General features: G+C 31.2%; 22 protein-coding genes, 1 pseudogene and 1 riboswitch. Of the genes and pseudogenes, 12 read left to right on the forward strand and 11 right to left on the reverse strand.

What is annotated here, in order from left to right; all coding sequences use genetic code 11:
• Positions 1-484: 484 nt before the first annotated feature.
• Complete coding sequence (locus ACKI3H_RS08585; RefSeq protein WP_407371860.1) at positions 485-1681, forward strand: MFS transporter; 1197 nt, start codon at positions 485-487, stop codon at positions 1679-1681.
• 335 nt (positions 1682-2016) lie between these two features.
• Here ACKI3H_RS08585 and ACKI3H_RS08590 read toward each other — a convergent pair whose 3' ends face one another.
• Both ACKI3H_RS08590 and ACKI3H_RS08595 read right to left on the reverse strand, forming a co-directional pair.
• Entirely contained in the window at positions 2017-2463 is a 447-nt protein-coding gene (locus ACKI3H_RS08590; protein ID WP_407371861.1) for a GNAT family N-acetyltransferase, read from the reverse strand.
• Positions 2464-3166: 703 nt separating this feature from the next.
• Entirely contained in the window at positions 3167-4063 is an 897-nt protein-coding gene (locus ACKI3H_RS08595) for a helix-turn-helix domain-containing protein (RefSeq protein WP_407371862.1), read from the reverse strand.
• 186 nt (positions 4064-4249) lie between these two features.
• On the opposite strand from ACKI3H_RS08595, the gene ACKI3H_RS08600 reads away from it, so the two are divergent.
• Positions 4250-5842 (forward strand): ABC transporter ATP-binding protein, encoded by a 1593-nt coding sequence (locus ACKI3H_RS08600; RefSeq protein WP_407371863.1) that lies wholly within the window; start codon positions 4250-4252, stop codon positions 5840-5842.
• 862 nt (positions 5843-6704) lie between these two features.
• On the opposite strand, the gene ACKI3H_RS08605 is transcribed toward ACKI3H_RS08600, so the two are convergent.
• The 3 genes from ACKI3H_RS08605 to ACKI3H_RS08615 all read right to left on the reverse strand — a co-directional run bounded on the left by ACKI3H_RS08605 (position 6705) and on the right by ACKI3H_RS08615 (position 8606).
• Positions 6705-7346 (reverse strand): hypothetical protein, encoded by a 642-nt coding sequence (locus ACKI3H_RS08605; RefSeq protein ID WP_407371864.1) that lies wholly within the window; start codon positions 7344-7346, stop codon positions 6705-6707.
• A gap of 183 nt (positions 7347-7529) precedes the next feature.
• A complete protein-coding gene (locus tag ACKI3H_RS08610; RefSeq protein ID WP_407371865.1) occupies positions 7530-8072 on the reverse strand; it encodes a GNAT family N-acetyltransferase in 543 nt (180 codons plus the stop codon).
• 63 nt (positions 8073-8135) lie between these two features.
• Complete coding sequence (locus ACKI3H_RS08615) at positions 8136-8606, reverse strand: GNAT family N-acetyltransferase (RefSeq protein ID WP_407371866.1); 471 nt, start codon at positions 8604-8606, stop codon at positions 8136-8138.
• A 188-nt stretch (positions 8607-8794) separates the two neighbouring features.
• Between ACKI3H_RS08615 and ACKI3H_RS08620 the strand changes: the two genes are divergently transcribed.
• The gene (locus tag ACKI3H_RS08620) at positions 8795-8983 is read left to right on the forward strand and encodes a hypothetical protein (protein WP_407371867.1); all 189 of its coding nucleotides are present in this window, start codon (positions 8795-8797) and stop codon (positions 8981-8983) included.
• Positions 8984-9418: 435 nt separating this feature from the next.
• Here the strand turns inward: ACKI3H_RS08620 and ACKI3H_RS08625 are convergent, their stop codons facing one another.
• Positions 9419-10528, reverse strand: coding sequence for a GGDEF domain-containing protein (locus ACKI3H_RS08625; RefSeq protein ID WP_407371868.1), 1110 nt, complete (start codon positions 10526-10528; stop codon positions 9419-9421).
• A 592-nt stretch (positions 10529-11120) separates the two neighbouring features.
• On the opposite strand from ACKI3H_RS08625, the gene ACKI3H_RS08630 reads away from it, so the two are divergent.
• From ACKI3H_RS08630 to ACKI3H_RS08650, 5 genes and pseudogenes are all read left to right on the forward strand, one after another.
• A complete protein-coding gene (locus ACKI3H_RS08630; RefSeq protein ID WP_407371960.1) occupies positions 11121-11402 on the forward strand; it encodes a type II toxin-antitoxin system RelB/DinJ family antitoxin in 282 nt (93 codons plus the stop codon).
• Positions 11403-11494: 92 nt separating this feature from the next.
• Positions 11495-11755: pseudogene (locus ACKI3H_RS08635) on the forward strand (type II toxin-antitoxin system YafQ family toxin); the annotation flags it as partial.
• A 315-nt stretch (positions 11756-12070) separates the two neighbouring features.
• Positions 12071-12196: a hypothetical protein gene (locus ACKI3H_RS08640; RefSeq protein WP_407371869.1), complete on the forward strand. Its 126-nt coding sequence runs from the start codon at positions 12071-12073 to the stop codon at positions 12194-12196.
• Between the two features lie 7 nt (positions 12197-12203).
• Positions 12204-12413 carry a hypothetical protein gene (locus ACKI3H_RS08645; protein WP_407371870.1) on the forward strand — a complete coding sequence of 70 codons (210 nt, stop codon included), beginning with the start codon at positions 12204-12206 and terminating at the stop codon, positions 12411-12413.
• A 248-nt stretch (positions 12414-12661) separates the two neighbouring features.
• Positions 12662-12829: a hypothetical protein gene (locus ACKI3H_RS08650; RefSeq protein ID WP_407371961.1), complete on the forward strand. Its 168-nt coding sequence runs from the start codon at positions 12662-12664 to the stop codon at positions 12827-12829.
• 381 nt (positions 12830-13210) lie between these two features.
• Here ACKI3H_RS08650 and ACKI3H_RS08655 read toward each other — a convergent pair whose 3' ends face one another.
• Complete coding sequence (locus ACKI3H_RS08655; RefSeq protein WP_407371871.1) at positions 13211-15082, reverse strand: serine hydrolase domain-containing protein; 1872 nt, start codon at positions 15080-15082, stop codon at positions 13211-13213.
• Between the two features lie 540 nt (positions 15083-15622).
• Between ACKI3H_RS08655 and ACKI3H_RS08660 the strand changes: the two genes are divergently transcribed.
• Positions 15623-16882, forward strand: a complete 1260-nt coding sequence (locus ACKI3H_RS08660) for a glycosyltransferase (RefSeq protein WP_407371872.1) — start codon at positions 15623-15625, stop codon at positions 16880-16882.
• Positions 16883-17128: 246 nt separating this feature from the next.
• On the opposite strand, the gene ACKI3H_RS08665 is transcribed toward ACKI3H_RS08660, so the two are convergent.
• Entirely contained in the window at positions 17129-17635 is a 507-nt protein-coding gene (locus ACKI3H_RS08665; RefSeq protein ID WP_407371873.1) for a GNAT family N-acetyltransferase, read from the reverse strand.
• A gap of 309 nt (positions 17636-17944) precedes the next feature.
• Here ACKI3H_RS08665 and ACKI3H_RS08670 point away from each other — a divergent pair, with 309 nt between their 5' ends.
• From ACKI3H_RS08670 to ACKI3H_RS08680, 3 genes are read left to right on the forward strand one after another with little or no spacing between them, the layout of a single operon-like run.
• Positions 17945-18661, forward strand: coding sequence for an ABC transporter ATP-binding protein (locus tag ACKI3H_RS08670; RefSeq protein ID WP_407371874.1), 717 nt, complete (start codon positions 17945-17947; stop codon positions 18659-18661).
• Positions 18658-19392 carry an ABC transporter permease gene (locus ACKI3H_RS08675; RefSeq protein WP_407371875.1) on the forward strand — a complete coding sequence of 245 codons (735 nt, stop codon included), beginning with the start codon at positions 18658-18660 and terminating at the stop codon, positions 19390-19392. Before ACKI3H_RS08670 ends, ACKI3H_RS08675 begins: the two co-directional genes overlap by 4 nt.
• Positions 19393-19405: 13 nt before the next feature.
• Complete coding sequence (locus ACKI3H_RS08680) at positions 19406-20137, forward strand: MerR family transcriptional regulator (RefSeq protein ID WP_407371876.1); 732 nt, start codon at positions 19406-19408, stop codon at positions 20135-20137.
• A 244-nt stretch (positions 20138-20381) separates the two neighbouring features.
• On the opposite strand, the gene ACKI3H_RS08685 is transcribed toward ACKI3H_RS08680, so the two are convergent.
• The 3 genes from ACKI3H_RS08685 to ACKI3H_RS08695 form a co-directional block, all read right to left on the reverse strand.
• Positions 20382-20618, reverse strand: coding sequence for a type II toxin-antitoxin system RelE family toxin (locus ACKI3H_RS08685; protein WP_407371962.1), 237 nt, complete (start codon positions 20616-20618; stop codon positions 20382-20384).
• The gene (locus ACKI3H_RS08690; RefSeq protein WP_407371877.1) at positions 20566-21768 is read right to left on the reverse strand and encodes a chloride channel protein; all 1203 of its coding nucleotides are present in this window, start codon (positions 21766-21768) and stop codon (positions 20566-20568) included. The genes ACKI3H_RS08685 and ACKI3H_RS08690 overlap by 53 nt, the downstream gene beginning before the upstream one ends.
• Before the next feature lie 84 nt (positions 21769-21852).
• Entirely contained in the window at positions 21853-23028 is a 1176-nt protein-coding gene (locus ACKI3H_RS08695; RefSeq protein ID WP_407371878.1) for a cation:proton antiporter, read from the reverse strand.
• A 78-nt stretch (positions 23029-23106) separates the two neighbouring features.
• A riboswitch (Fluoride riboswitch) is annotated at positions 23107-23182 on the reverse strand.
• Positions 23183-24003: the final 821 nt, after the last annotated feature.

The following is a 24003-nucleotide window of genomic DNA, read 5'->3' on the forward strand; positions in this document are numbered from 1 at the left end:
TGAGTAGCTTACTTAATTTCAGAAGAAAATGAAAGCAACAAACGTGTTACACTGTTGGTACAACAGTCTTCTTATCCTAAATTAATAAACTATTCACTTGTGTATATAAGATTATCTTTAAAAATTTTATATGAAATAATATGTTTTAGACCACAAATACATAAGTATCCTTGTGTATTTGTGGCCTGTTTTTATTTAATACATGATTCTATCTAATTTCATGTATTGGAAAACTATATTTTTATCTTTTTTAATAGTTAAGCGAAAAGAATATGACTTGTAATTTGGATTAACGTATACTATTTATAAATAGTTCATTCTTACTACCCAAAAATAGTTTTTTTCTTTTAAGCAGTTAATTATCTTTATTGTTGTTTATAGTTGATTTTTCAAAGAAAAACAGTTGATTTTAGGAGGTATAATACCAATGTAAAAAATCCCCTTTACGAATGTAACTTAATTTTTTTATAAAGGGGTAGTTAGAATGAAGAGTAAATCGTTCCGTTTTCTTTGGGTTGGTCAATCAATGGCTAATCTAGGTGATATTTTTTATATTGTAGGGCTTATCTCAATTTTGTACACTTTGACAGAATCGTCATTTATATTAGCGTTGGTCCCATTTTTTAATATGTTTGGACGTTTTATTAGTGGAATGATTTCTCCACTATTGTTAAATAGATATCCATTAAAGACGCTACTTGTTTATTCACAAATAAGCAAAACTCTATTATTACTATTTTTAGCGCTTATCTTAGAAATTAATATAATTTCGAGCGTACTTGTTATAATATGTTTTGTATTTACAATTGCATTTTTAGATGGATGGGCAGCACCAGCAAGTCAATCAATGTTACCTCGTCTCGTTTCGAAAAATGAGATTGTGAAAGTTAATACCTTTTTTTCCATTATCAACCAAACAGTAAATTTAGGTGGATGGGCGTTGGGAGGTATATTTGTTGCTTTTATAGGTGGTCAAAAAGTTGTTCTGTTTACATTAATATTATCTTCAATAGCTACCTTTATGATGACTAAAATTATTGATCCGACGGAATTTCATAAAAAAGATTCCAAAGGTCATCGTAGTGGTGAATTAAAAGAAGGTTGGCAAATCATATGGAGTAATCCGATGTACAAGAGCCTTTTTTTGCTTATGGTACTTGATACTATTGCAGATGTTGTATGGATTGCTTCTATAATCTACATTTTTGTTGCTGAAGTTCTTGGAGAAACTGAAGCTTATTGGGGTTATATAAACACTTCATTTTTTATTGGAATGGTCGTTGGCGGAATTATATGCTCACGTTTTGCTAGGGTCTTCGAAAAGAACCTTAAGTATGCTTTAATTAGTTTTTCCTTTGTAATCTGTATCCTGACATTTATTTTTGGTTTAACAAAAATTGCTTGGTTATCCCTTGTTTTTGTAGGATTTATTGGAATTTTTCAACAATTAAAAGAAATTGCTTCAAATACAATTCTTCAAAAATCAGCTAGCACTGAAGAACTACCTAAAATTTATGCTGTACAAAGTTCATTAGGATCGTTATTGTTCGCAGTTTCTTCCTTACTTTTTGGTTTTTTATCAGAAATATGGGGTGTGCAAATCATATTTATTATTTCAGCACTATTATTAGGGCTGTCCGCAATTTATGCTATGGTACGTCATCATCGTTTTTCTATATAAGAATCAAACTAATAATTTTCTCTTTTTGATAGTTAAGGAAATACACGTGTTGAATAAAATAAAAAATTGGCTATAATCCACTTAAAAAAAACAGAAATAAGAGCTCTAACACTATAACAAAAAGTGCTAGAGCTCTTATTTCTTAATACATGATTTTATATAATTTCGTGTGTTGAATTATATTTAGAGTGAAAAAAACGTCAAAAAGACTTTATAGAGGATAGATATGCTATTTTTAAATTTGACTGAAATATACAAAAAAGGATAGAGTTTAAAAGACACTCTATCCTTATAAAATCAACGACTATAATATTTTAAATGAGTTTTTAATCTAATTAAAAAAAGTTGTTTTTATTCCAAGTCATGTGATATTCAATCTCTTTATTAATAACATCTATTTCAGAAGAAATGATTTCAAATCCATTTCTTTGATAAAATCTAACAGCACCTTGATTTTTCTCGTATACTTCTAATGATAAACTGTTATATCTATTTTTTGCATCTTCTAAAAGAGCAAGTCCTATCCCTTGAGAACGGTAATCACTGTCCACAAAAATTCCTGCAATAAATCCATCCATAATACCTATGAAGCCAATGGGGTTTTCATTTTTTTGATATACTCTTAAATCAGATTGAGGTAGCAGTCTTTTTACTTCATCATAATTTTCGTGCCAATAATCAGCTGGAATAAAGCTATGAGCTTCTAGATTAGAATTAAGCCAAATTTTTATAATACTTTCTATTTCTTTGTTTTCGTTAAGATCTTTAATATTATTCTTCATGTTGGTTCCACCCTTCAAATGTTGTTAATAAAATTACATTTTCTTTGAAAGTGTTTGCCAACAGAGCTATTTACCTTGCTGGCAAATTAGGCTATAGACATTAAGTTCACCCCTTATAAAATTATATTTTTAAAGTGTATCATAGAGTTAGTCATTTAAAAAGACCGTGATTTCGACCTTTACTGTGTCTGCTCTCTCTGTCCTTTTTCAGCCATGCATAAACAACCTCAACAAATCAAGGTTTGAAATACATGACTATATGTAATTTCATGTATTTGGAAAAATCTAATTTCTTTATATGGTTTGAAGCTTATAAGAAAATGTATATAGATATACTTGGATTTAAAATTAAGTATAAGAGGGATATTGAAAATATACAGCCTATCATGGATCTGTTAAAAACTAATAACATTTCAGTTATTCTTATCTGTACGTGACACCTTAGAGCTGCTTACTCAAGCATCACAGTAAAAGATGATTAAAATTGCCATTGTTACCTTACGTTCTGAGTATTGATAAATAATGAATATAACAAAGGATCTTAGTGCTTTTTTAAGTGGAGTATACATAATTTAATAGGATTTTCGATAAACTATTTTATATATTTTCTAAAGTTATTCATACCAAACTTACAGCGGTCTCGATTTTTCGTCTAAATTTCATTAACAGGTAGACGCCTTTATTCATTATTTATTCCCATCGCTTAACGTATGAATCCAATTTTGATTATTAGTTCTTGAAAATCTGAATCTAAGTAGCTTTTTGACCAAATAAGATAGCGATTTCTATAGTTTTCTTCTTGTTCAGTTAGCTTAAATAAACGGCAAAGTTCAAATACTTGTTCACAGTACTCTTTTGCCTCTTCTTCTCTTTTTTGCGTAAAAGAAAAAATCCCCTTATTAAATAAAAAATCTAAATGAGGTTCAATTAATAGAGTATTATCTGATAGTTTTTTTTCGTAAATAGCAAGAGTTTCTTCTGCATAATCGTAGCGTTTATGTAGAAGAAATGTAGAAAAATTATTTGACAAAATACTAAATAGTAGGTTCATATCTTGTGGAATCGATTGGTATAATCGGCTTTTTTTAATCGCTGTTTTCATTAAAAGATAGGTTGTTTCTACATCAAATACAAAACCAAAAATCGCGTAAATATATAATTCCATTTCTCCCCAGTCTTCCACTTTTATCAAGTAAGAAAGAACTCTCGGTTGATTTAGTACTCTTTTTTCTTTATCTAGAATAATAATGCTATCTACAAACAATACTAGGAAACTCATCCAACTATTCGATGTAGGTTTTTTATTTTTTAAATCAATGGCCAACTCTTCAAGTTTGTCATACTTTCTATTATTGAGCAAATTCTTTATTATATTAAAATAGTTCTTTAATTCATTTTCTTCTTGTCTCAATAAGTAAAAATATTCTTCTGGTGAGGTATTCACATTTTTTAGCAATTCAATAAATGAATCAATTGAGATCATTGATTGTTCGTTTTCAAAACGAGACAATTGAGAAATTGATAGTGTATTTCCAGCAGCTTCTTTTAGCTTCATGCCTTTTGCTATTCGTATTTTCTTAAATGTTTTGCTATAATTCATACTTTCTCCCAACTTATTGCATATATGCAATTCTTTATTTTAATCAAGTATAGTTCGTTTATACTTTAGATACAAATAAAATAATTGTACATTCAACACAGTATCCTTTCATTTAAAACTAGACTTATACCTCATAATTACCAAATAATTTGTTCTAAGTGAAAGAATGACTAGGAGGAGAAAAAAATGAAAAAATATATATTACGTTTCTGGAAACATAACTTGTTAATTTTTGGCTTATTAGTCCTCACTAATGTTTGTCTAACATTAGTGAGTGTAATCATGGCTTCCTCTTTAAATGCATTAGTTGATCTTAATTTTACATTATTTTTTGAGACAATTTTAGCCAATGCGGCAATTTTTATGGTGTTCTTATTCTTTTCCTATATTGAAATCAATAAAAGAAGCCAAACAAAACAAAAAATGGCTACTGCTATTCGAACAGATGTTACAAACCGAATGGAACAGACTAGCTACTCAAATTTCCATACAAAAACAGTTGGAACATATGCTTCCTGGCTCAGCAATGACTTAAATACGATTGAAACGTTTGCTTTCGATCAATTTTATACCGTATTAGGAGGAATAATTAGCGCTATTAGTTCAATTATTGCCATGTTTATATTTCATTGGTCCATTGTTTTATTGACCCTCGCTGTTACTATTTTAACCATTCTATTACCAATGTTGTACCAAAAAGTGCTCAGTAGGGCCTCTTTATTAGTAACTGAAGAAAGCGAACGATTCTTAAGCAGAGTGACAGACACTCTCAATGGTTTTGATACATTTTTTTCTTTTAATTTACTAGAAAAAATAACAAAAAATACGGAAGAAGCGTCCCTTAAACTAGCTGATGCTAAAAACAAACAAACTAATTTGACTGCAAGAGTAGCCCTTTTAGGGACATTTGGAAATATTGTGGGTCAAATTTCGATTATGGGGCTAACTGGGTATTTAGTCTTTCAATCGATAGTCTCCCTAGGTTCAATCATGGCAACAGGGGATTTAGCCAGCAATGTATTTAATACTGTGGGAAATATCAGTCAACAAATTGCTGCCATCCGTTCAGTTGAACCTGTTTTTAAAAAGTTAGAAACAATTGAACCTTCTGTTGAGAAAACCACTGAAAAAATTAAAATAGTTGACTCAGGAATTGTTTTAGATAATTTAAGTTATGCATATGATGACAACTTGGTTCTGAATAATTTAGACTTTTCATTTCAGTTAGGTGGAAAATATGCCATCGTTGGTGCAAGTGGTAGCGGAAAGACAACATTATTAAATATTCTAAATGGTAAATTAATGGATTACGATGGTTCAGTCCAATTTGCAGGAAAAGAATTGAGTGTATTATCTGGAAGGGAATTGCGTGAACATATTTTATACATGGATCAAATCCCGTATTTATTTGAAGGAACAGTCCGAGAAAATATCACTTTAGATGAAGAATTTTCCAATGAACAAATCCAACAGGCATTAAAAACTAGCAATTTAGATGAAGTGGTAAGAAATCTACCTCAAGGAATTGATACAGATATTGGCGACGCTGGTCGTTTACTTTCTGGTGGACAACGACAACGCGTAGCACTCGCTCGTGGTTTAGTTCGTGGAAAAAAAATTATTCTACTAGACGAGGGAACCTCTAGCTTAGATGAAAAGAGTGCGTTAGAAATTGAAAAACAATTAATAGAAAATGAAGAACTAACTGTACTGATGATTACTCATCAACTACGTGAATCGATTCAGAAACAATTAAATCAAGTCATATTGCTTTCATAAACATATTTAAACTAGTGATAAAAAAGGCTAGATATAAATTTGAAGAAAATCATACTTATCTTAATCAAAATCAGATTAATCATTTAATATAATACAATCCATTTGGTAGAGAACAATAAAATACTATTGAGAGTACAGCAATATATTTAAATTCTCATTTGAGCTAACTTTCATATTAAAAGAAACATATACTGACTAATTAGCACTTGCAGCTAAAAATTATATCAGTACTTTTTTAGAAAAGTAAATATACAAAAAAATTGCTAAATTAGGATTCTCAATACATATTTATATATAATTTAGTGTATTTATATATATAATGGATGGATAGAACTTTAAAAGGAGCTTTTAAATGGAATTCATTTTAATTTTTTTTGAAGAAATATTATCAGCTGTTTTAAAGATTAACAATAAAATAATTAAAAATTTTATTTTAATTATTTTATTGTTAATCATGTCCGTATTTGTTTTTTTTATACTGTATATACTTATTGGGGCTATATTTTCGACAGTAAGTTGGATTATAAAGATAATCCTATTTGCTATATTTATTCCCTGCATGTATGTAATATATATAATTATTTTAAATGGCTATAGCGAATGGAAAAATTAATACCTCTGATGTTTCAATTGCATAGTATACTAAAATCCCAACCACATAAATGGTTGGGATTTTTTCTTGGTTAAGACTATGAACGAGTAGGGGATAGGAAGTTGCCTCTGTTTCGGAAGATTACGACGATAAGAATAATCATACTTACTGTATCCGTTAGAGCTACAATTTTTAATAATTTTGTAAGTTCCATATACTCTTATCCTCCTAAAGTTTAGTCATTTTATTTATTGAAAAGGTCTTTTTATACTAGTAGTAGTCCCTACTAGTATAATTAGATTTCCTATATATAGATGATGTTGTTTTTATTTGATATAGAGATGGAGAAGTAGCCTTATTGTTGTGATATTGTTTAATAAGCACATATAATTCTTTCTGTGCAGGTTTTCCAGTATTAAATACGGATTGTATGGCTGAAACAATCCCTGCAACCGTTCCTATAGGAGGATATAAATAGGCTAAAGCTATCGCTGTTGTATTAGCAGATTTTAAAACACTTTGTTTATATTTTTTTGTGTTAAAAAGTGTCCAACTTGTAGTAGCAGCAATAGAACTAGTACCAGCCGGATTCATTGAAGAAGTGCTATCTGTATCACTAATCAACTCTATAACTACTTCTCCATTAATAAGCAAATTGCCATCAGAGTCTTTAAGTAAAGTATCTACATGTCCAGTTTGGTCATCATTTGTATATTCTAAAACTAAAGTTTCATTGGTAATAGAATCTTCTAAAATAATTTCATTTTCTGATTGTTCTGTTTTCACTCCGTTCTCATTATATACTACAGTTGGAATTTTTTCAGAGGCAAACACATGCAAGGAAGGAAAGCTTGTTCCAACGATTGATAGTGAAAGAGCCATTAATATTGTTTTAGTTACTATTTTTTTCATAGTTAATTTCCTTATATTTATGTATTATTTTTAAATAATTAAAACAGAAAAAACAAAATACTTCCCTCCTTAATTTGATATCTTTATTATCTATATTTTCACTTAAAAAGTAACGCACTAATTAGTTTACATTTAGCAACCAATGTTTTACATTCAATGATTATTACATTATTTTATCTAATTTCATGTATTGTATAAATTAGATTTACTATATTCTTCTTTGAGTATTCCCATAATAATTTCATCAGAGTACATTTGGTTGATATGATGTGCTTGTCTTAATATTCCTTCTATTTTAAAACCTGCTTTTCCATATGCTTTAATGCCTCGGATATTATGAGAAAAAACCTCTAATTCTAAACGATTTAATTTAAGAACTTCAAAAGCATACTTTTGTGCAAGCTTAGTTGCTTCAGTACCATAACCTTTACTTGTAGTATTTTGACTATGTAAAGAAATTCTAAATCCTGCTTTATGATTATCTTGATCAATTTCCAAAATAGATAAATCACCTATTATTTGATCATTGTCTAATAGACAAATAGCGAAGTCATAACGTGTACTATCTATTCTGTATTGCTTATAAGCGTTAATAATTTCATCAAGTTTAAACTGTTTACGAGTCCCAGTCATATACATAATATCCTCATCTTGACATGATTGAAATATACTTTCCATATCTTCATCTTTTATAGGTCTTAAATAAACAAACCTTCCTTTTATCATTGTAATAACCTCTCTTATTTTTTACTAAATACATGAAATTATTTAATTTCATGTATCCTATTTTTAAACATCATTAGAAGTATCTCCATAAAGTACAATAGATGAATCGGAAAACTTAAAACCATTATCCAAATAAAAGTATTCAGCTGGATAGCCTCGATCGGTATCTAATATGATGGTGGGTATATCAATAACTTTTAATTGTTCTTTGATAAAGTTCAAAAATTGAGTACCTACACCTTTTCCTTGATAATCATTTGAAATATAAAAGGAATCTAAATGGTATTCTTTTCCCATATACCAAGGTCTAATAAAACCTAACGCAGCACCCAACAAATTAGCTGTGCCTTCTTCTCTAACGATATATCCTTTAAATGTATTTAAATCAGTCATTTGATTAACATAAGTTGTAATTTGGTCGTATGTTAATTTATCGTTCCATGGCTCAGCTGAAAATACTTTAATATAAAGGTCTACTACTTCTGATAAATCATTTTCATTAAATTCTCTAAAATAAACAACTTTGTTTTTCATTCCTTGATCTACTCCTTTACTTATATTAAACATAGTATTATTTTATCTCTATGAATAGTTTTTTATAGAAATTCATGCTGAACTAATAAGGTTCTGTATAAATGAAACTATCAAATTTCATGTATATGTTATCCTTTGAGTATCAAAAAATCTGTGTAATTAAAATTTATATACAAGGTGGTGATTGAATGAATAAAATTTTAGCGTTCTCAATTTTAGGTATGGGGTTAACTGGTGCCGTCTTAATTATCTCGGTTGCTCTATTATTCAACCCTCCAATAGGAAATGTATTGAAGATAGCTACTGCTGGTTCACTAACAGCTTTCATTATATTCGCTATTTCTGCTCTAGTGCTTCGTCAGCGATTAGATAAGTAAGAAAAAAAGTCAGCTATTTCGACGTTTTTACGCAATTTCATGCAATCAGCAAACGTTTATGTCTATTAATAGCTCTATTTTTACTTATTGAAGAAATAAAAAAGCATCTATAAAATCGCATAAACTAATTTAAAGTAAGAGCATCCTAGGAATACATCATGTCCGATACTTTCTATGTCATCCATTTCAAAAAAAATCGTGTGCGATATAAAAATTAATTTTATCAAACATAGAACTTGTCCAAACCTTTAAACCAATCATATTGGTGACAATATAAATATTTTAAAGATACTTAGAACACTAAAAAACTTTAATTTAATAAGTTTATGGATACACGATCCTATCTAATTTCATGTATTCTTTTCTTTATCTATTTATTCATATTGAGTATTTAAGAAAATAATTGTATTTCCAATAATACAAAGTTGAGCTTCTTTAATCAGAAACTAGATCAATAACTTGTGAATAAGAACAAACTTTATTTCTGCCACTATTTTTTGCTAAATAAAGTGCTTGATTAGCTTGGTCATAAAGTTGATCGACTTCTATTGTCGTATCATTATAGGTTGCAGTACCTATAGAAATTGTAATATGAATGGATATGGTGCCATTCTTTAGAATAAAAAAAGAGTTTTCTACTATTTTTCTTAATGCATCTGCTTTTTCATATGCTTCTTTATTGGTACAGCCATTGAGCAACACTGAAAACTCCTCTCCACCATTTCTAGAAATAATATCATTAGAATTTTGACTCATTTTTAAAATTTCTGCTAATTTTTTCAATACTAAGTCGCCCTCTAAGTGACCATATTGATCATTCACTTGTTTAAAATGATCAATATCTAAAATCATAATAGAAAAATTTTCATTCGATTTTTCTAATTTATTTTTTGCTTTATTAAACGCAAATTCAAAACTACGAACATTATTTAGACCAGTCAATGGATCCGTACGAGCATGATATCTATTTTCTTTGAATACAATCTCGGTTTCAGTCAAGTAATCCATCATATAAACAGAGATGAGTCCTCCTAAAATACAGATAATCCAGTAGGTGGATATTAAAAGTAAATTAAGGTCTTTACCGTCTATAAGAATAACAGTCAATACTGTATAAACAGCGTTGCTCAAAATGAGCATACCTATAATGGAAAACCACCGATTTTTAATTTTTTTAAAACAATAATAGAAAATCATCCATGAAACAAGAATAAAAATAATATTACTAACTGAATATGCGTTTACACCTATCATAAACCTCGTAAAAATAATGAGAACAGCTGCAGTAAAGCTAGATAACCAATTTCCATAAAGAATAACTAACATGAATGGAATAATCCGAAGATCAATCATAGAATTTGTGCTAGTTTCAATACTAAAGTGCATTAAAATAACCGCTAGTAGTCCGCTTAATAAACCATTTACAATAGCTGTACTTACAGTTTGCATTTCGAAATGTTTTCTTTTAGCCAGTTCTTTATACAAAAACAGTGCAGTAATCAACACACATAAATTTAGAAAAAAACCATCATAAAATGATAACATCGTAATTTCCTCCCTTCTCTTCCTTTAATTTTTATGTAAATAAAACTTTATATTTATTCAAAATATATTCCCAATATTTAATTAAACTGATTAATTCGATAAAAAGAAAAAAATTCTATTTTTTTGAATAGTCAGTTTCTTTTTAAATTTTTATACCTCCTTTTTAATAAAAAATTTCGGATTAGTTATGTACTTTTAGAATAGCATGTATAGAGTTAATTTAAGAATTATATCCAACTATGAATGTCCAAAATAATAAGTATAATAATTAAAGATACTATTAGGGTTTGTTTTCGTATTTTTATTACCGTAGTTATTAGCAAAATTCCTTTAATCAAAAACATATCTTTAAAAAGTAAGTAATATAGGCCATTTAAATGCTATATTATTTTTTAAGATTCTCATAAGTCACCTCCCTTTCACAAGAATAACTAATTGTATTAGATATACTGATAAAAAAGAAGCTTAATAAAACAAAATTTTAAATACATTATTTTAAGCAATTTCATATATTTACATAAAAAAGAACTACAATATATTTATAAATGCATTACAACGGCTTGTAATCAGAGTTAATCATGAGGCGATTTAAATAGAAACAAAAAAAGCGGTCGTACAAGTTCGTATTGACGAAATCGTTAAAAGTCAGTCCCTATCCGTTTTAAATTACCTAGGTATGGACACTAGCACTGCTATTAACGTCTTTTTTAGACTAATAATTGCCGAAAATGGCCTACCATTTCAACCCAAACATGCAAAATTTAATACCGAAACCCTTGCAGCAATTAAGGAATCTGACGAAATGGTCCAAAATGGAACTGGAAAACGCTACACTTCTGTTGACGATCTTTTTAAAGATGCTTTAGGAGATTAGTGTTTATGTTAGAAATGAAGCAGACAACCAACTTCAAAAAAAGACCTGAAACCACTAAAGAAAAGAAATGCTAATCTTGAAAACTCAAAACCGTTATGCAAATGATCGTTGAAGAAGTGCCCTTATCTGAAAAAGAATACCGTACTCACCTCTTAGAGCTGACAAAAGATTATCTCGATTGTTGGGAATGTCATATTTCTGGATGCAATAGCGATTGGCTGTTGCTTTATAAATATTACCCTTTTCAAAATCTTGTCTCTTTATTCGATTTGGGGCACATTCGGATGTTTTTTAGTCTTATCTACGCAATAAAAGAGAAACAGCCGTTTCCTTTTAGCTGTTTTTTTGTATAAGTCCCTCTTTTTTGGCTCAAAATGGCTACGGTTTGACCAGGTTAACAGGGGAATTGTGAGAGCACCGTGTCCCCCAACAAGGTCAATTGCGCCACGAAGTGGTTGGCTTAAAAGCCCCTTAAACCAAGCATACCATTGGAAATCGAATGCGTTTTAATGGTATGCTTGGTTTCTGAACGATAGGAAAAAAATATGGAGTGGGACATTGAGCGAACACGAATTTTAAAAATTGACGCTCTCCAATGAAAGTTTGCAAATGAGTGTGCCAGATTTTATCAAAATCCGGCACACGGAAATAAGTTCGTAACACTAAAAATGGAACGAGCAGGCACAATTGGAAACAATATCAACGAAATGTCACGAGCCACGAATACAGCAGAACTGGAGCCCTATTTAGCCGCCAACTTAACGGCTGAATTGCAGAACGTACAAAGGAGCTGAATTAGTTATGGGAAGAGTTACATTAAAAGGAATGTGGCTTTTAGGCCGGTCTATTGGATTTTTTTTTAGTATTATGTTTATCCTCCTGATTGCGATTGACTATTCTTATGACCTTCCAATTGATTTAGGTGAAAAGGCCATTCAAGCTTTTTTAACTGCAGCAAGTTTCACCCTAATAAATACTGTATTAGTCAAAAAGAACCATGCCCAAAATTAAATTAGCCTGTAGTACCAGTTGCTCACGATTTATTAACTACGCTGAACCGCATGCTACAGTCAAAAGCGGATTGAATTGTGATATCAACTATACCAAAAGTCGAATGAAAGCCACCCATATTCAGACATTTAAGACCGGTGAGACAAATCTGGAACAAACGAACGCTTTATTAGACCAATAAATCACTAACGTACACCAGGCGAATTTACACGCATGCGGATAAAGACCCTATTCATAATCACTTAGTCATTAACAGCGTCACTCTGGATAAGGGTTTGAAATTTCAAGCGCATGGAGTGGAATTGATTAAAAAAGTGAAAAAATCAACGATAAAATTCGAGAAAAGATCGAAAAAACCAAACGAACAGCACCTACATTTGACACGTTTAAAGAAAAACTGGCTGACAATGGGGTAAACGTGATCAAGCGAGTTAAAAGCAGTAACGTGTCAGCATCATATAGCAGAAAATAAAAAAAGTCCGCGCTAAAAAATAGGCGAAGATTACGAAAATGAAACCATCATAAATGTATTAATGATAAATAACTAAAAGCAGCTTGCGTTGGATAAAAAGGAAGAACAGTTACAACTGGAAAATAGTGTAGTTTTAGATTAGAATATCCAAGTCGCTTTACTGTCATTAATGGTAGTAGGACGACTTGGGTTATTTGGATGGTATGTTAATTAGAGACTATTAACTTAAGTGATACTTTAATTTTTAAATCTAATATACGCTATAGTAAGAATGGTGCTTAGTTTAATTTTTGATTCAAAATATGCTTAGATAAATTGAATATTTTTAATGAAACAACTGCCAGTTAATTAACAAACCTATAAAAAGGCTGCCAAGAATGGAAGAAATCACATAAAAAGTTTTTTGAGGTTTAGATAGGTCTGATTTGTTCCATGTAATAATAAGCATACTTATTGACAAAATAATAAATCCGGTGAAAATGTAATTTAAGATAAACTGTACGGTAATGTCCGAGTACGGACGACTATAATTATTAAGCATACGAATACTGAGAACTACTATGTTTAACAAGATGGCAAAAACAAAAAAATTTAATAGTGCATGCCATCTTGTAGATTTCTGTGAAAAATGTTTCTTTTTCTTATTTCTAATATAAAAAAGAAAGATTGTAATTGGTGAAATAATAAAATATATGAAACAAATAGCAACTAAGCTAACAGTTGCACCTAAAATTGAAGCACTTCTTTCCTTTGGAAGTGGTAAAAAATCATTCATAGAAGTTGAAATTCGTGTAACCTCTCCGTTATCTCTATGAAAATACATTTCTTTCATAGTAAGAAAAATTTCATTCCCATATTTAAGTACGTATAGGTTGGGAGCAGATTGTAAATAGGTAGCTTTCATTCCAGCAAGATCAATTTCGATTTCACTTTCATTTAAAGGTTTTATCTTTAGCAACATCAAATAATAGTATATATTCATGAAATTGCTATGTTCACGTCTTGCAGTTATATATGAGCCTTCTAATTCTTTAGCACCTGTTAATTCTTTATCTATGATAATTTCCTTGTTATCACCAACTAGCTCTTCAGTAAGTCCAAAAGTTACATTGACTTCACTTGCTTGGTTGGTGGTTATGACTACTGAAAAATGATCATTAGGGACTATATGTAAGTTCGTAGAGAAAGAGTCAGAATTTCCCGAGTGTGTTAATCCGCGATATTTCCCTTTATATTCCCAAAAACCATGCGCATTACCCGACATCCCATTCGAAACAGTGTAACTTGTTGATAAAAATTCTTGTAGTGTTTCTGGCTTCTCAAAAAGTTTATTCGAATTGTTTTCAACTGCTATGAGGGCTGCTGCAAATTTAGCTAAATCTTCGGTTGTTCCGTTAATACCTCCTGCCGGGTATAAAGACATATAATAAGGATGATATTCCATAAAATGTTCGGGTGAGACAATAGCATAGCCTGTGGCCTTATTGTTATTGTTGATAATATTGTATTCAGCAGTATTCATTCCAAGAGGTGTAAAAATATGTTTATCTACATACTCTTCAAACGGTAAACCACTAATCCTCTCTACGATATAACCAGCTAACGCTGCTGAAAAATTTGAGTAGGCAACGACCTCACCAGGTCGATATACTTGAGCAGGTTCAGCAATTTTCAACCCTTCTTCTAAACTTTTCACTTGATTTGGGTCAGCATAACCTAAATCAAAAATCCATTCTTCAAAACCTGCGTTGTGATGCATCAAATGAAGCATTGTGACAGGTTCATCATATTTTAGTTTAGTTAAAAATTCATTAGGTAGATAATTTCGAATGTCTTCGTTCAAATCAATTTTTCCTTGCTCTACCATTTGCATAACAGACGCCCAGGTAACTAGTTTACTAACCGATGCCCATTCAAAAATGGTCGTATTGGGGTTGATTTTAACTTTATTTTCAATATCAGCATTTCCGTAACCTTTTGATAACACCGTTTCTCCATTTTTTAAAACAATTACTCCCGCACCAGCCGTTGTTTTTCCAATATATTCCTCCATATAATCATCGATAAACGTTTCTAATTTTGAAAATGGAATACCTGATGGAGTAGATTCCTCTATTTCTTCAGCAAAAACTGGAGTCTTGAAAAGAATAACGGATAAGAAAAATACTAGTATTAAAGATGTTCGTAAATAATTCATTGGATAACCCAACCCTTCATCTCCTTTCCTCTATTAAGCCTACTCTTCAAAAAATTTACTACCAACTAGTAATTTAAGAACTTTTCAGAACTAATTTATATTTTAACATACTTCGCCCTACTACTTTCAAATACATTAAACTAATAATTATTTGGATAAATATAATTGGATTCACACTATTTTTTAGTTTACTATTTCAATTTAAAAGCCTAATCTAAAATTCAATAAAGTCTCGCTGATCTCATATTCATTTTAAGTAATACAAAGGAATAGCTATATAAAATTAAAAGAAGAAAAAAATTCGCCTCATATTAGAGTAACTTTGCTTCATACTGTAATTATCCTATCAACGATAAAAAAGCTTATTTTATCTCTAGTATTATCTCTTATTTTAATTGAAAAGTAACGATTCTTTGATTTACAACTAGCAGTCATTGGTTTACATTTATATGAGAAGATAGAGATTAAATATAATAGAGGGTATCAAATTAAGTATGTACAGGCACTTTTTATATCAAAAAATTGAAAGAGGGTCGGAGTATGAGATTGGTATTTTTTGCTTTAGGATCTAGAGGAGATGTGCAACCCTATATAGCACTTGCTAAAAAAGCTACACAATATGGACATAGTGCTCTTATTTGTACGGGTAAAACATTTGAAAAACTAGTAAAAGAAAACGGTGTTGAATTTAAAGAAGTTGAAAGTGATTTAATGGCCATGCTTGAATCAGATGAAGGTAAATTTATTTATAATAGTGCTTTGAAACACCCCCTAATAACTAAAAATTACGTGAAAAAAGTAGTAAACCCAGCGTTTAGAAAGACACTGGATCAATTTTGGGAAGGTGCACAGAATGCTGACGTTCTAATCTATCACCCAAAAGCTTTTGGAGCACCCGATATGGCATTTGCTTTAGGAATACCTTGTATTAATATGCCACTTATACCTGTTGTTTATCCTATAGAAGAATTCCCTAATCTAATTATTTCAACCAATAAAAACTTTGGGAGGGTATTAAACAAATTTACTTATACCGTGATGTCAAATGCGGAAAGATCAAATATGAAAGAAGTGAATGATTTCAGAGAAAAGACTTTAAAATTACCTAAAAGAAAAGCTGGTATATATAATCTGGCAATAGAAGGAAATAAAATACCCATCATTTATCCCCTTAATCCCATGCTTTTTGAAGATGTAAAAAGTTGGGGAAATAATATCTTTTTACCAGGTTTTTTTTATCTTGATACAGATGAGTTACACCTCGATACTTTAATAAAACAATTCATAAATGAAGGTAGTAAGCCTATCGTTATATCTTTCAGTAGCACGCCACTTAAAGATCCTCTTGACTTTAGAAATAAACTTAAACAAGCATTAATAAAAACTGGTAACCGTGGCATTGTACTTACAGGAACAAGCGGAATCCCTTTAGAAAAGGATAATCATTTTTTAGCAATTCATGCAGCCCCTCATACTTTATTATTCCCATTGGCCAAAGGAATCGTTCATCATGGCGGTGTTGGTACAATGGCAACAGCTTTAAAGAGTGGTAAACCACAAATGATTATTCCCTTTGCTGTAGATCAACCTTTCTGGGCTAATTTATTGTATAAAAAAGGATATAGTTTAAAGCCTTTAAATGAAAAAGACATTGAAGTAGATGCATTAATCAGTAGATTTAAACAAATGGAAGAAAAAGAAACTAGAAAAAATGCTGACTTGGTTAAGAATATTCTTGATAAAGAAAAAGGGACTCAGAGTGCGTTAGAATATATAGAAAAAATAGTTAAAGAGTGGTAATATTGAAAACTTTAGCTACAAAGAAGAATAAAAGTGAGTTTATTATAATATTCATTATGAAAAACTAAAAAATCGTTTAAATAATAGCTACAAGGGGATCGAGTGCGTTATATACTCTGTCCCTTTTTTACTAATTGGATTTGTCATCAGTAGTAATAGACGTACTTATAAAAAAACTTTTGTTAAAACGACGTTCTGAATACATTACTTTATCTAATTTCATGTATTGGATAAAATTATTTTTCTTCACATCATTTTCTTTTCAAAACGGAAGCAATAATCAGCTCCCACCATATCTTCAGAGATATTTGGATCTTTGTGATATGGATTAAAGAATTCAACTATGTGAAAACCACAGTGATTCACATAAAAATGGATATTTCTCTTTTCAAAGTATGGAATAAGGGTTTCCCAAACCTTTGTTTCAGGTTGTAATTTTTCAATCTCATTCCAAATAGCTTGCCCAACACCACGAATCTGCGTTTCATATTTTACATAGAGAAAATCAAGATGATTGTGCTGTGTTTCTTCCTCAATTAAAACAATTGCACCGCCAATCATTTCTCCATCCACAATCGCTTTGTAAGCAACTGTTCCTGTTTTTGATAATACTTTGTCAATTTCCTTTTCAGTAAGTATTTCTGTGTCTAAATCAGTAAACTCCGCTGCTGCTCCCTTTTGAAAAGCATCTTGTAAATCATTTTTGTATTCTGTCAGATCTTCTTGAGTGACAGATAATAACTTAAAATTCATATATAATCCTCCTTTTTCTTAATTTTGAAGTGATTCAAGTTTTTGTTATTGGAAAAAGAGATAAAGAAACCATCTATAAAATCGCTAAAAATCATATAAATTAACTAAACAGGAGCTCTAACACTATAATTAAAAGTGTTAGAGCTCCTGTTTTACAATACATGACTTTATGTAAATTCATGTGTTTTTAGCTAGTTATAAATTCAAAAATATTAATTACATAACATAATATAAACCCTCCAATATAACACCACCCCATTGTTATTCTGATACAATAGTTTACTAAGTCTTATATAGGAGGAAAAAAATTTGGTCTTATCCGTAAAAAATTTATCGGTAACATATGGTACTAAACAAGTAGTCGACAACATTAATTTTAGCTTACAACCTGGTGCGGTTCTTGGTTTACTCGGATCAAATGGAGCTGGAAAGTCTTCTACTATTGCAGCAGTTCTTGGCATTGAGAATAGTACGCATGAAGAGCTTACTATCTTTGGAAAGTCACCTATTGTTAATCGCAAGGAAGTTTTTCAAGAGGTGGGTGTACAGTTTCAAGAAACAAATTTCCAAGACAAACTAAAGGTTCAAGAAGCATGTGAGCAATGGGAATCGCTGTATAATCAAACCAATGATGTAGCGCTACTTTTGCAAACATTTGGCTTAACTGGAAAGGAATCTCAGCTCGTGGAATCTCTTTCAGGAGGAGAACGGCAGCGTTTAGCAGTGCTGTTAGCATTGATTCCAAAACCTAAACTTGTTTTCCTAGATGAACTCACAACAGGACTAGATACTATGGCTCGTCGTATGCTTTGGAAACAGTTAGTCTCTATGAAAGAAAAAGGATTATCGATTGTCCTAACCTCACACTACATGGATGAGGTTGAGGCATTATGTGATAAAATTTTAATTTTAAAAGAAGGAAAAACAGTCTTTTATGGCACAATCACCGAGGCAATTCTTGCAAGTAATAAATCCACACTTGAAGACGCATACCTATACTTTTCAGGAGAGGAGAACTGGTCATGAATACATTTTTAACTTTATTAAAAACTGAAGGGAAACTTGTTTGGAGAGGCATTGATATTCTTATATTTGGTATTTGCTTCCCTATTATTTTAGCTACGCTATTTGGCTACTTACTAAGTAAGGAAGGTTTGACTGGTGCTTCTGATTTTGAATTATCTTACTCTGCTGTTATTACGATTGGTATACTAGCAACCGGAGTTATGGGTCTACCTCTTACAATTGCAGACTACCGTCATAGAGGTATCTTAAAACGATTCCAAGTGACTCCAGTATCGCCTCTGCAACTTCTATTTGTACAAGGTCTCATTCAACTTTCTTCAGCAATAGTATCCTTTATCGGAGTCTCACTTATTTACCATCTATTATTTGATTATGAATTAAAAGGGTCTTGGCCGATATTCCTAATAACATATCTTTTTGTTGCTATGGCGATGTACAGCATCGGTATTTTTATTGGGAGCGTAGTACCTGACCAAAAATCAGGGAATGTTTGGAGCTCAGTTGCTTATTTTACGATGTTATTATTTTCAGGAGCAACGATCCCCTATGAATCAATGCCTCGATTCTTTCAAGTAATAATGGATATTTTACCACTTTCACATGGAATTCATTTATTAAAACAAGCAAGTATAGGCCAGCCTTTAACAAATGGATTTTTCCATATCTTAATTCTACTAGTATGTATTATAATTGGATTAGGTGGAGCGATTAAATTCTTTAAATGGAAGTAGGTAGGATTGACCAATGTATAAAACAAAAGAAATTGCAACACTGGTCGGAGTCCATCCCAATACTGTTCGCGTTTACGAAGACTGGAGCTTTATCTCTCCTGTTCCAAGACAAGAAAATGGCTATAGGGTCTATTCAGATATTCATTTATTTCAATTAAAAGTTGCTCGAAAATTATTTCGATGTGAAATTGTACAAGGGAATCTTCGCAATAAGGCTCGTGAGATTGTGTATGCTTGCGGAAAAGAAGATTTCAAAATGGCAGAAGAACTAACTTTAAATTATCTGTACAATTTAGAAAATCAATATGCTCATGCTATATCCGCTACAAAAGTTGTTGAGAAATGGTTGAGAGAAGAGATTACTGTCAGCAAACGGACCTATTCTAGAAAAGAAGTAGCGTTACTTTTAGATACTACTTCTGAATCTATTCGAAATTGGGAACGAAATGGACTTATAACTATTCCGAGATTAGAAAATGGGTACCGCTCATATGGTGGGAAAGAACTTGATCGGCTAAGAGTTATTCGTAGTTTGAGAAGTGCTCACTACTCAATTAATGCCATTTTACGTTTACTCAAACAAATCCATCAACCAAGCTCAGATGTAGTCGTGATTTTAAATACCCCAACAGATGGAGAAGATATTGTTTCAGTAGCGGATCAATTAAGTAAATCCTTACTCAATGCAATTGCAGACGTAAAAGAAACGATAGCTTTATTTTATCAAAACGCCACTAGTCATTAATTGTAATTGGAATTTGTCTTGATAAATGATTCTATGTGTCAAGTACGTGCACATTGTAAACGTACTTGCTGAAGAAATGAAAAGTGTCTATAGACGTAATTTCTAATTCAAGACACTCAACAAGACAGGATTGAAAATGCAATTGTATTCTTAAGTACTCAATCTAAATAAAATAAAAAAATCGACTATTTTTTAAGTAGTCGATTTTTTTTATTATTAATCTGCTAAACTTAATTTTAATGAATCATTTATAAATATCTTTCCTGTGGCCAATCTCTAACATTAAAATAGTGACTGTCTCGTCATTGATATCGACAATTAAGCGATAATCTCCAATTCTATACCGCCATTCTCCTGAACGATTAGCGGTCAGTCCTTTTCCTTGTTTCCTATGATCTGTACAATTCACTAGATTACGTTCATTTATTTTAAAAGATAGACTTTTGTCCTTTATAAATCGAATGATTGCCGTTAAAAATATAAGAAATACAAACAGTTAAAAGAAAATAGGGTAAATAATTAAAGCCAAAAACTTCTGCTCCGATTAGTGCAGGTGCAATGAGCGTATTTGTAGCCGAAGAAAATACACTTGCATAACCTAATGCAGCGACAAATTCTACAGGTAAACCGAATAAAGGAGCAAGCCAAACGCCTAAACTAGAACCAATCGAGAAGATAGGGGTTACTTCTCCGCCTTGAAAACCTGCTGCCAAAGTGAGGATCGTTAAAAGAAACTTTATAAGCCAATCATATCCATAAATACTTTCTCCGCTAAAACTAGCAGCTATTAAATTTGTTCCGAGACCCGAATATCTACCCATATGGAAAATTAAAAGCAATAAACTAACTAAAATCCCTACAAAGAAAATTCGCTTACTTAAATCAGGGATTTTCTTTCCTATAAATTGTTTTGAGTAGCCTAAAACATAAGCAAAAATTCCACCCACAACCCCAAATACCATGCCTAAGATGATCATTTTAAAAATGGTTTGACTATCCATAGTTACAGCAACATCTAAATTAATTGAAAATTTTTCTAAGCCTAAAAAGTGAGAGACATAACTGGCCACAAATGCTGCGATTAGAGCAGGAAATAACGCTAAATATTCTAATTTACCAACTACTAATACCTCTAAGGCAAAAAAGGTAGCTGCAAATGGCGTTTCAAATAGGCCACCAAACCCTGCGGCCATCCCGGTAATCAACATTATTTTTGAAGCGTTTCTATAGGGTAGTTTTCGACCAATTGCATGAGAAAAGGTTGCACCAATTTGAACTGCAACCCCTTCACGACCAGCACTACCACCAAACAAGTGTGTCATCCACGTACCAATAATCGTTAAAGGGATCATTCGTTTAGGAATTTCCTGCAATTCTTCATTACCTGCGGAAAAAACTAAACTCATGCCTTTATTCGTATTTTTACCTATTTTTTTGTACATATAGACAATGATCAAACCTGCTATAGGAAGAAATGGGATTAAGTATACAGAATAACTATCTCTAAAATTGCTGATAAGAATAAGAACTTCTCCAAATAGGGCATCTAGCATTCCAACGATTAGTCCAATAAATACTGCGACAACTGCGTATAGTCCAATTTCTTTATACTCTACTATATATTTCCTCATGTTTTTGTTCCTTTCATTCAATATAGAACTAATCATATTTTTTTCTATAACTACTGATAGATTAGTAACAAGTAGCCTACACTCCTATTTTTCTAGCAGTTTTTTGTAGGAAAGATCTATAAATGTTGCACCTAGTGGAGCTGTCAAAATAATAGCAAGAACGGCGACACTTAAAATAAGGCTACCTGCTGGCACTCCCATTGCTAGCGGAAGAGAACCAATCGCTGCTTGTACTGTTGCCTTTGGGGTATAGGCGCCTGCTGTAAATAATTTTTCTTTAACGGTTAGATTTGTACCAGATACACTTAAAAATACAGCTAGCATACGGAAGATTAAAGAAATGACGATCAATAGAATAACAGCAACTCCTGCTTCACTAAGGGCCGTTATATCCGTTACTGATCCTACCAAGACAAATAAAAATACTTCTGAACCTAACCAAACTTTTGAAAACTTGGTATTGATTCGTTTAGCTAAAAGTGGATATAGTTTCAATATAATCCCCCCTAAAGCCATAACGCCTAATAAACCTGAAATTGGAAAAATCCCTTTCAAACTCTCTTCTAGAGAAACCATTAAGAAACAGATACTTAAAATCACTAACACTTTTACGGTATCACGAATATGAAGGTATTTGAATAGTTTAACCATGAGATATCCCATTAGAATTCCTACTAGAATACCAAATAAAATTGCTACAGGAACAGAGAGCAATGAAAAGAAATTGAATCCATTTCCTTGAAACATCCCCAAGAATGACGTGAATAATACAATGACAAAAACATCATCTACAGAGGCTCCTGCTAAAATCATTTGCGGAATCCCTTTCGCTTTTCCGTAGCCATTTTCAATAAGAAAAATCATTCGCGGAACCACAACTGCAGGAGAAACAGCTCCTAAAACGGCCCCTAAAATAGCGGCTTCTAAAGTACTGATTCCAAATAACAACGGAGCGAGTATAGTGACAGTTATTATTTCAAATGTAGCCGGCAAAAAGGTCATTAAAATAGCCGGGCGACCATTCTTTTTCAGATCACTAATATTCATTGTCAATCCTGCCCTGAACAAAATAACGATCAATGCAATTTGACGTATATCAGCTGATATAGACAAAATCTTCGGATCTAAAAGATCTAAGCCATAAGGACCCAAAATAATCCCGGTTAAAATGAGACCCAATAAACCCGGTAAACGTAAACGACTAAAAATTGAACTAAATATAAAACCAACAATCAATATCAAAGCTATACTTAAAAGCATTCTTTATTCTACCTCCATCTTAATTAAAAACTACATTGGTCATTCACCGCACAAAAAAAGCTGACGACAGACTGCGGCCTATGCGCAGAAGTCATCAGCTTTAATAAGCGGTTTAAGCAATATGCTTAGGGAGACATTCATTCCCAAAATAGTATTGTACTACTATATAACTTTTCATCCTACAAGTCAAAATGTTAGATAGACTATTGCTGTCATAGATACAAGATTATATGTAAATCCATGTATTTCAGCTATAGGCATAAACAATTATTTTTCTCTATAAACTGGATTTGTGCAATCAAATTTAACTATAAACAGCGAAAAAAATCATTAGATTTTTATAAAAAATACTTGAAACAAAAAAAAAAATTGCTAATATAATCGTAGCAGTTAGATATAGTAGCAGCGAAAAGATTATACACAAGGGGGTAATGTACTTTCGTAGTTTAAAAAAAGTATACCTTTGTAAACTGGTTATTTAATCTGTGTTTTTAATTGCTTTTAAAGAGTTGATAGGTATCACAAGTGGTAAGAAATAAACATCTATTTTTTAACTATTAAAAATAGAACACCTTTTCAAAAAGAACTGCGTTCGAAAAAAAAATTAAACTAATACAAGTATGTAATGAAACTATGAATACAGAACTTGAAGAGATCGGTTAAGAAATGAGTAAAGAATAGGTTTGAAAGATTTTAATAGAAGCATCTAACAATTGTATTAGCTTATTTCTAACTATTATTTTATAAATATTAACAAAAGTGAGATAGTAAAAATACCCAATTTTCTCTCCTAATAGTAAAAAAATAATGTTCGTATGAAGTATATTTGTTTGATTGTTAAGAAAAGTGACCTTACAATTGCCGCTGCTACTATCAACTGCTTACATACTTTTAAAAGCGAACTGACCGCGTAAATGAATGATTCATTTGCATAGTTTAAAAACAAAATTTTTTAGAAGAATTAAATTAAGTTAA

Source organism: Carnobacterium sp. (assembly GCF_045617425.1).
Lineage (GTDB): Bacteria > Bacillota > Bacilli > Lactobacillales > Carnobacteriaceae > Carnobacterium_B.

Coding starts and splice junctions, on each gene's coding strand:
- ACKI3H_RS08695 (WP_407371878.1), bottom strand. CDS start 23,028: ATGCTTTTAAGTATAGCTTTGATATTGATTGTTGGTTTTATATTTAGT.
- ACKI3H_RS08620 (WP_407371867.1), top strand. CDS start 8,795: ATGAATAAAATTTTAGCGTTCTCAATTTTAGGTATGGGGTTAACTGGT.
- ACKI3H_RS08600 (WP_407371863.1), top strand. CDS start 4,250: ATGAAAAAATATATATTACGTTTCTGGAAACATAACTTGTTAATTTTT.
- ACKI3H_RS08665 (WP_407371873.1), bottom strand. CDS start 17,635: ATGAATTTTAAGTTATTATCTGTCACTCAAGAAGATCTGACAGAATAC.
- ACKI3H_RS08690 (WP_407371877.1), bottom strand. CDS start 21,768: ATGAGGAAATATATAGTAGAGTATAAAGAAATTGGACTATACGCAGTT.
- ACKI3H_RS08595 (WP_407371862.1), bottom strand. CDS start 4,063: ATGAATTATAGCAAAACATTTAAGAAAATACGAATAGCAAAAGGCATG.
- ACKI3H_RS08605 (WP_407371864.1), bottom strand. CDS start 7,346: ATGAAAAAAATAGTAACTAAAACAATATTAATGGCTCTTTCACTATCA.
- ACKI3H_RS08675 (WP_407371875.1), top strand. CDS start 18,658: ATGAATACATTTTTAACTTTATTAAAAACTGAAGGGAAACTTGTTTGG.
- ACKI3H_RS08625 (WP_407371868.1), bottom strand. CDS start 10,528: ATGTTATCATTTTATGATGGTTTTTTTCTAAATTTATGTGTGTTGATT.
- ACKI3H_RS08610 (WP_407371865.1), bottom strand. CDS start 8,072: ATGATAAAAGGAAGGTTTGTTTATTTAAGACCTATAAAAGATGAAGAT.
- ACKI3H_RS08660 (WP_407371872.1), top strand. CDS start 15,623: ATGAGATTGGTATTTTTTGCTTTAGGATCTAGAGGAGATGTGCAACCC.
- ACKI3H_RS08640 (WP_407371869.1), top strand. CDS start 12,071: ATGGAACGAGCAGGCACAATTGGAAACAATATCAACGAAATGTCACGA.
- ACKI3H_RS08585 (WP_407371860.1), top strand. CDS start 485: ATGAAGAGTAAATCGTTCCGTTTTCTTTGGGTTGGTCAATCAATGGCT.
- ACKI3H_RS08615 (WP_407371866.1), bottom strand. CDS start 8,606: ATGAAAAACAAAGTTGTTTATTTTAGAGAATTTAATGAAAATGATTTA.
- ACKI3H_RS08645 (WP_407371870.1), top strand. CDS start 12,204: ATGGGAAGAGTTACATTAAAAGGAATGTGGCTTTTAGGCCGGTCTATT.
- ACKI3H_RS08680 (WP_407371876.1), top strand. CDS start 19,406: ATGTATAAAACAAAAGAAATTGCAACACTGGTCGGAGTCCATCCCAAT.
- ACKI3H_RS08655 (WP_407371871.1), bottom strand. CDS start 15,082: ATGAATTATTTACGAACATCTTTAATACTAGTATTTTTCTTATCCGTT.
- ACKI3H_RS08590 (WP_407371861.1), bottom strand. CDS start 2,463: ATGAAGAATAATATTAAAGATCTTAACGAAAACAAAGAAATAGAAAGT.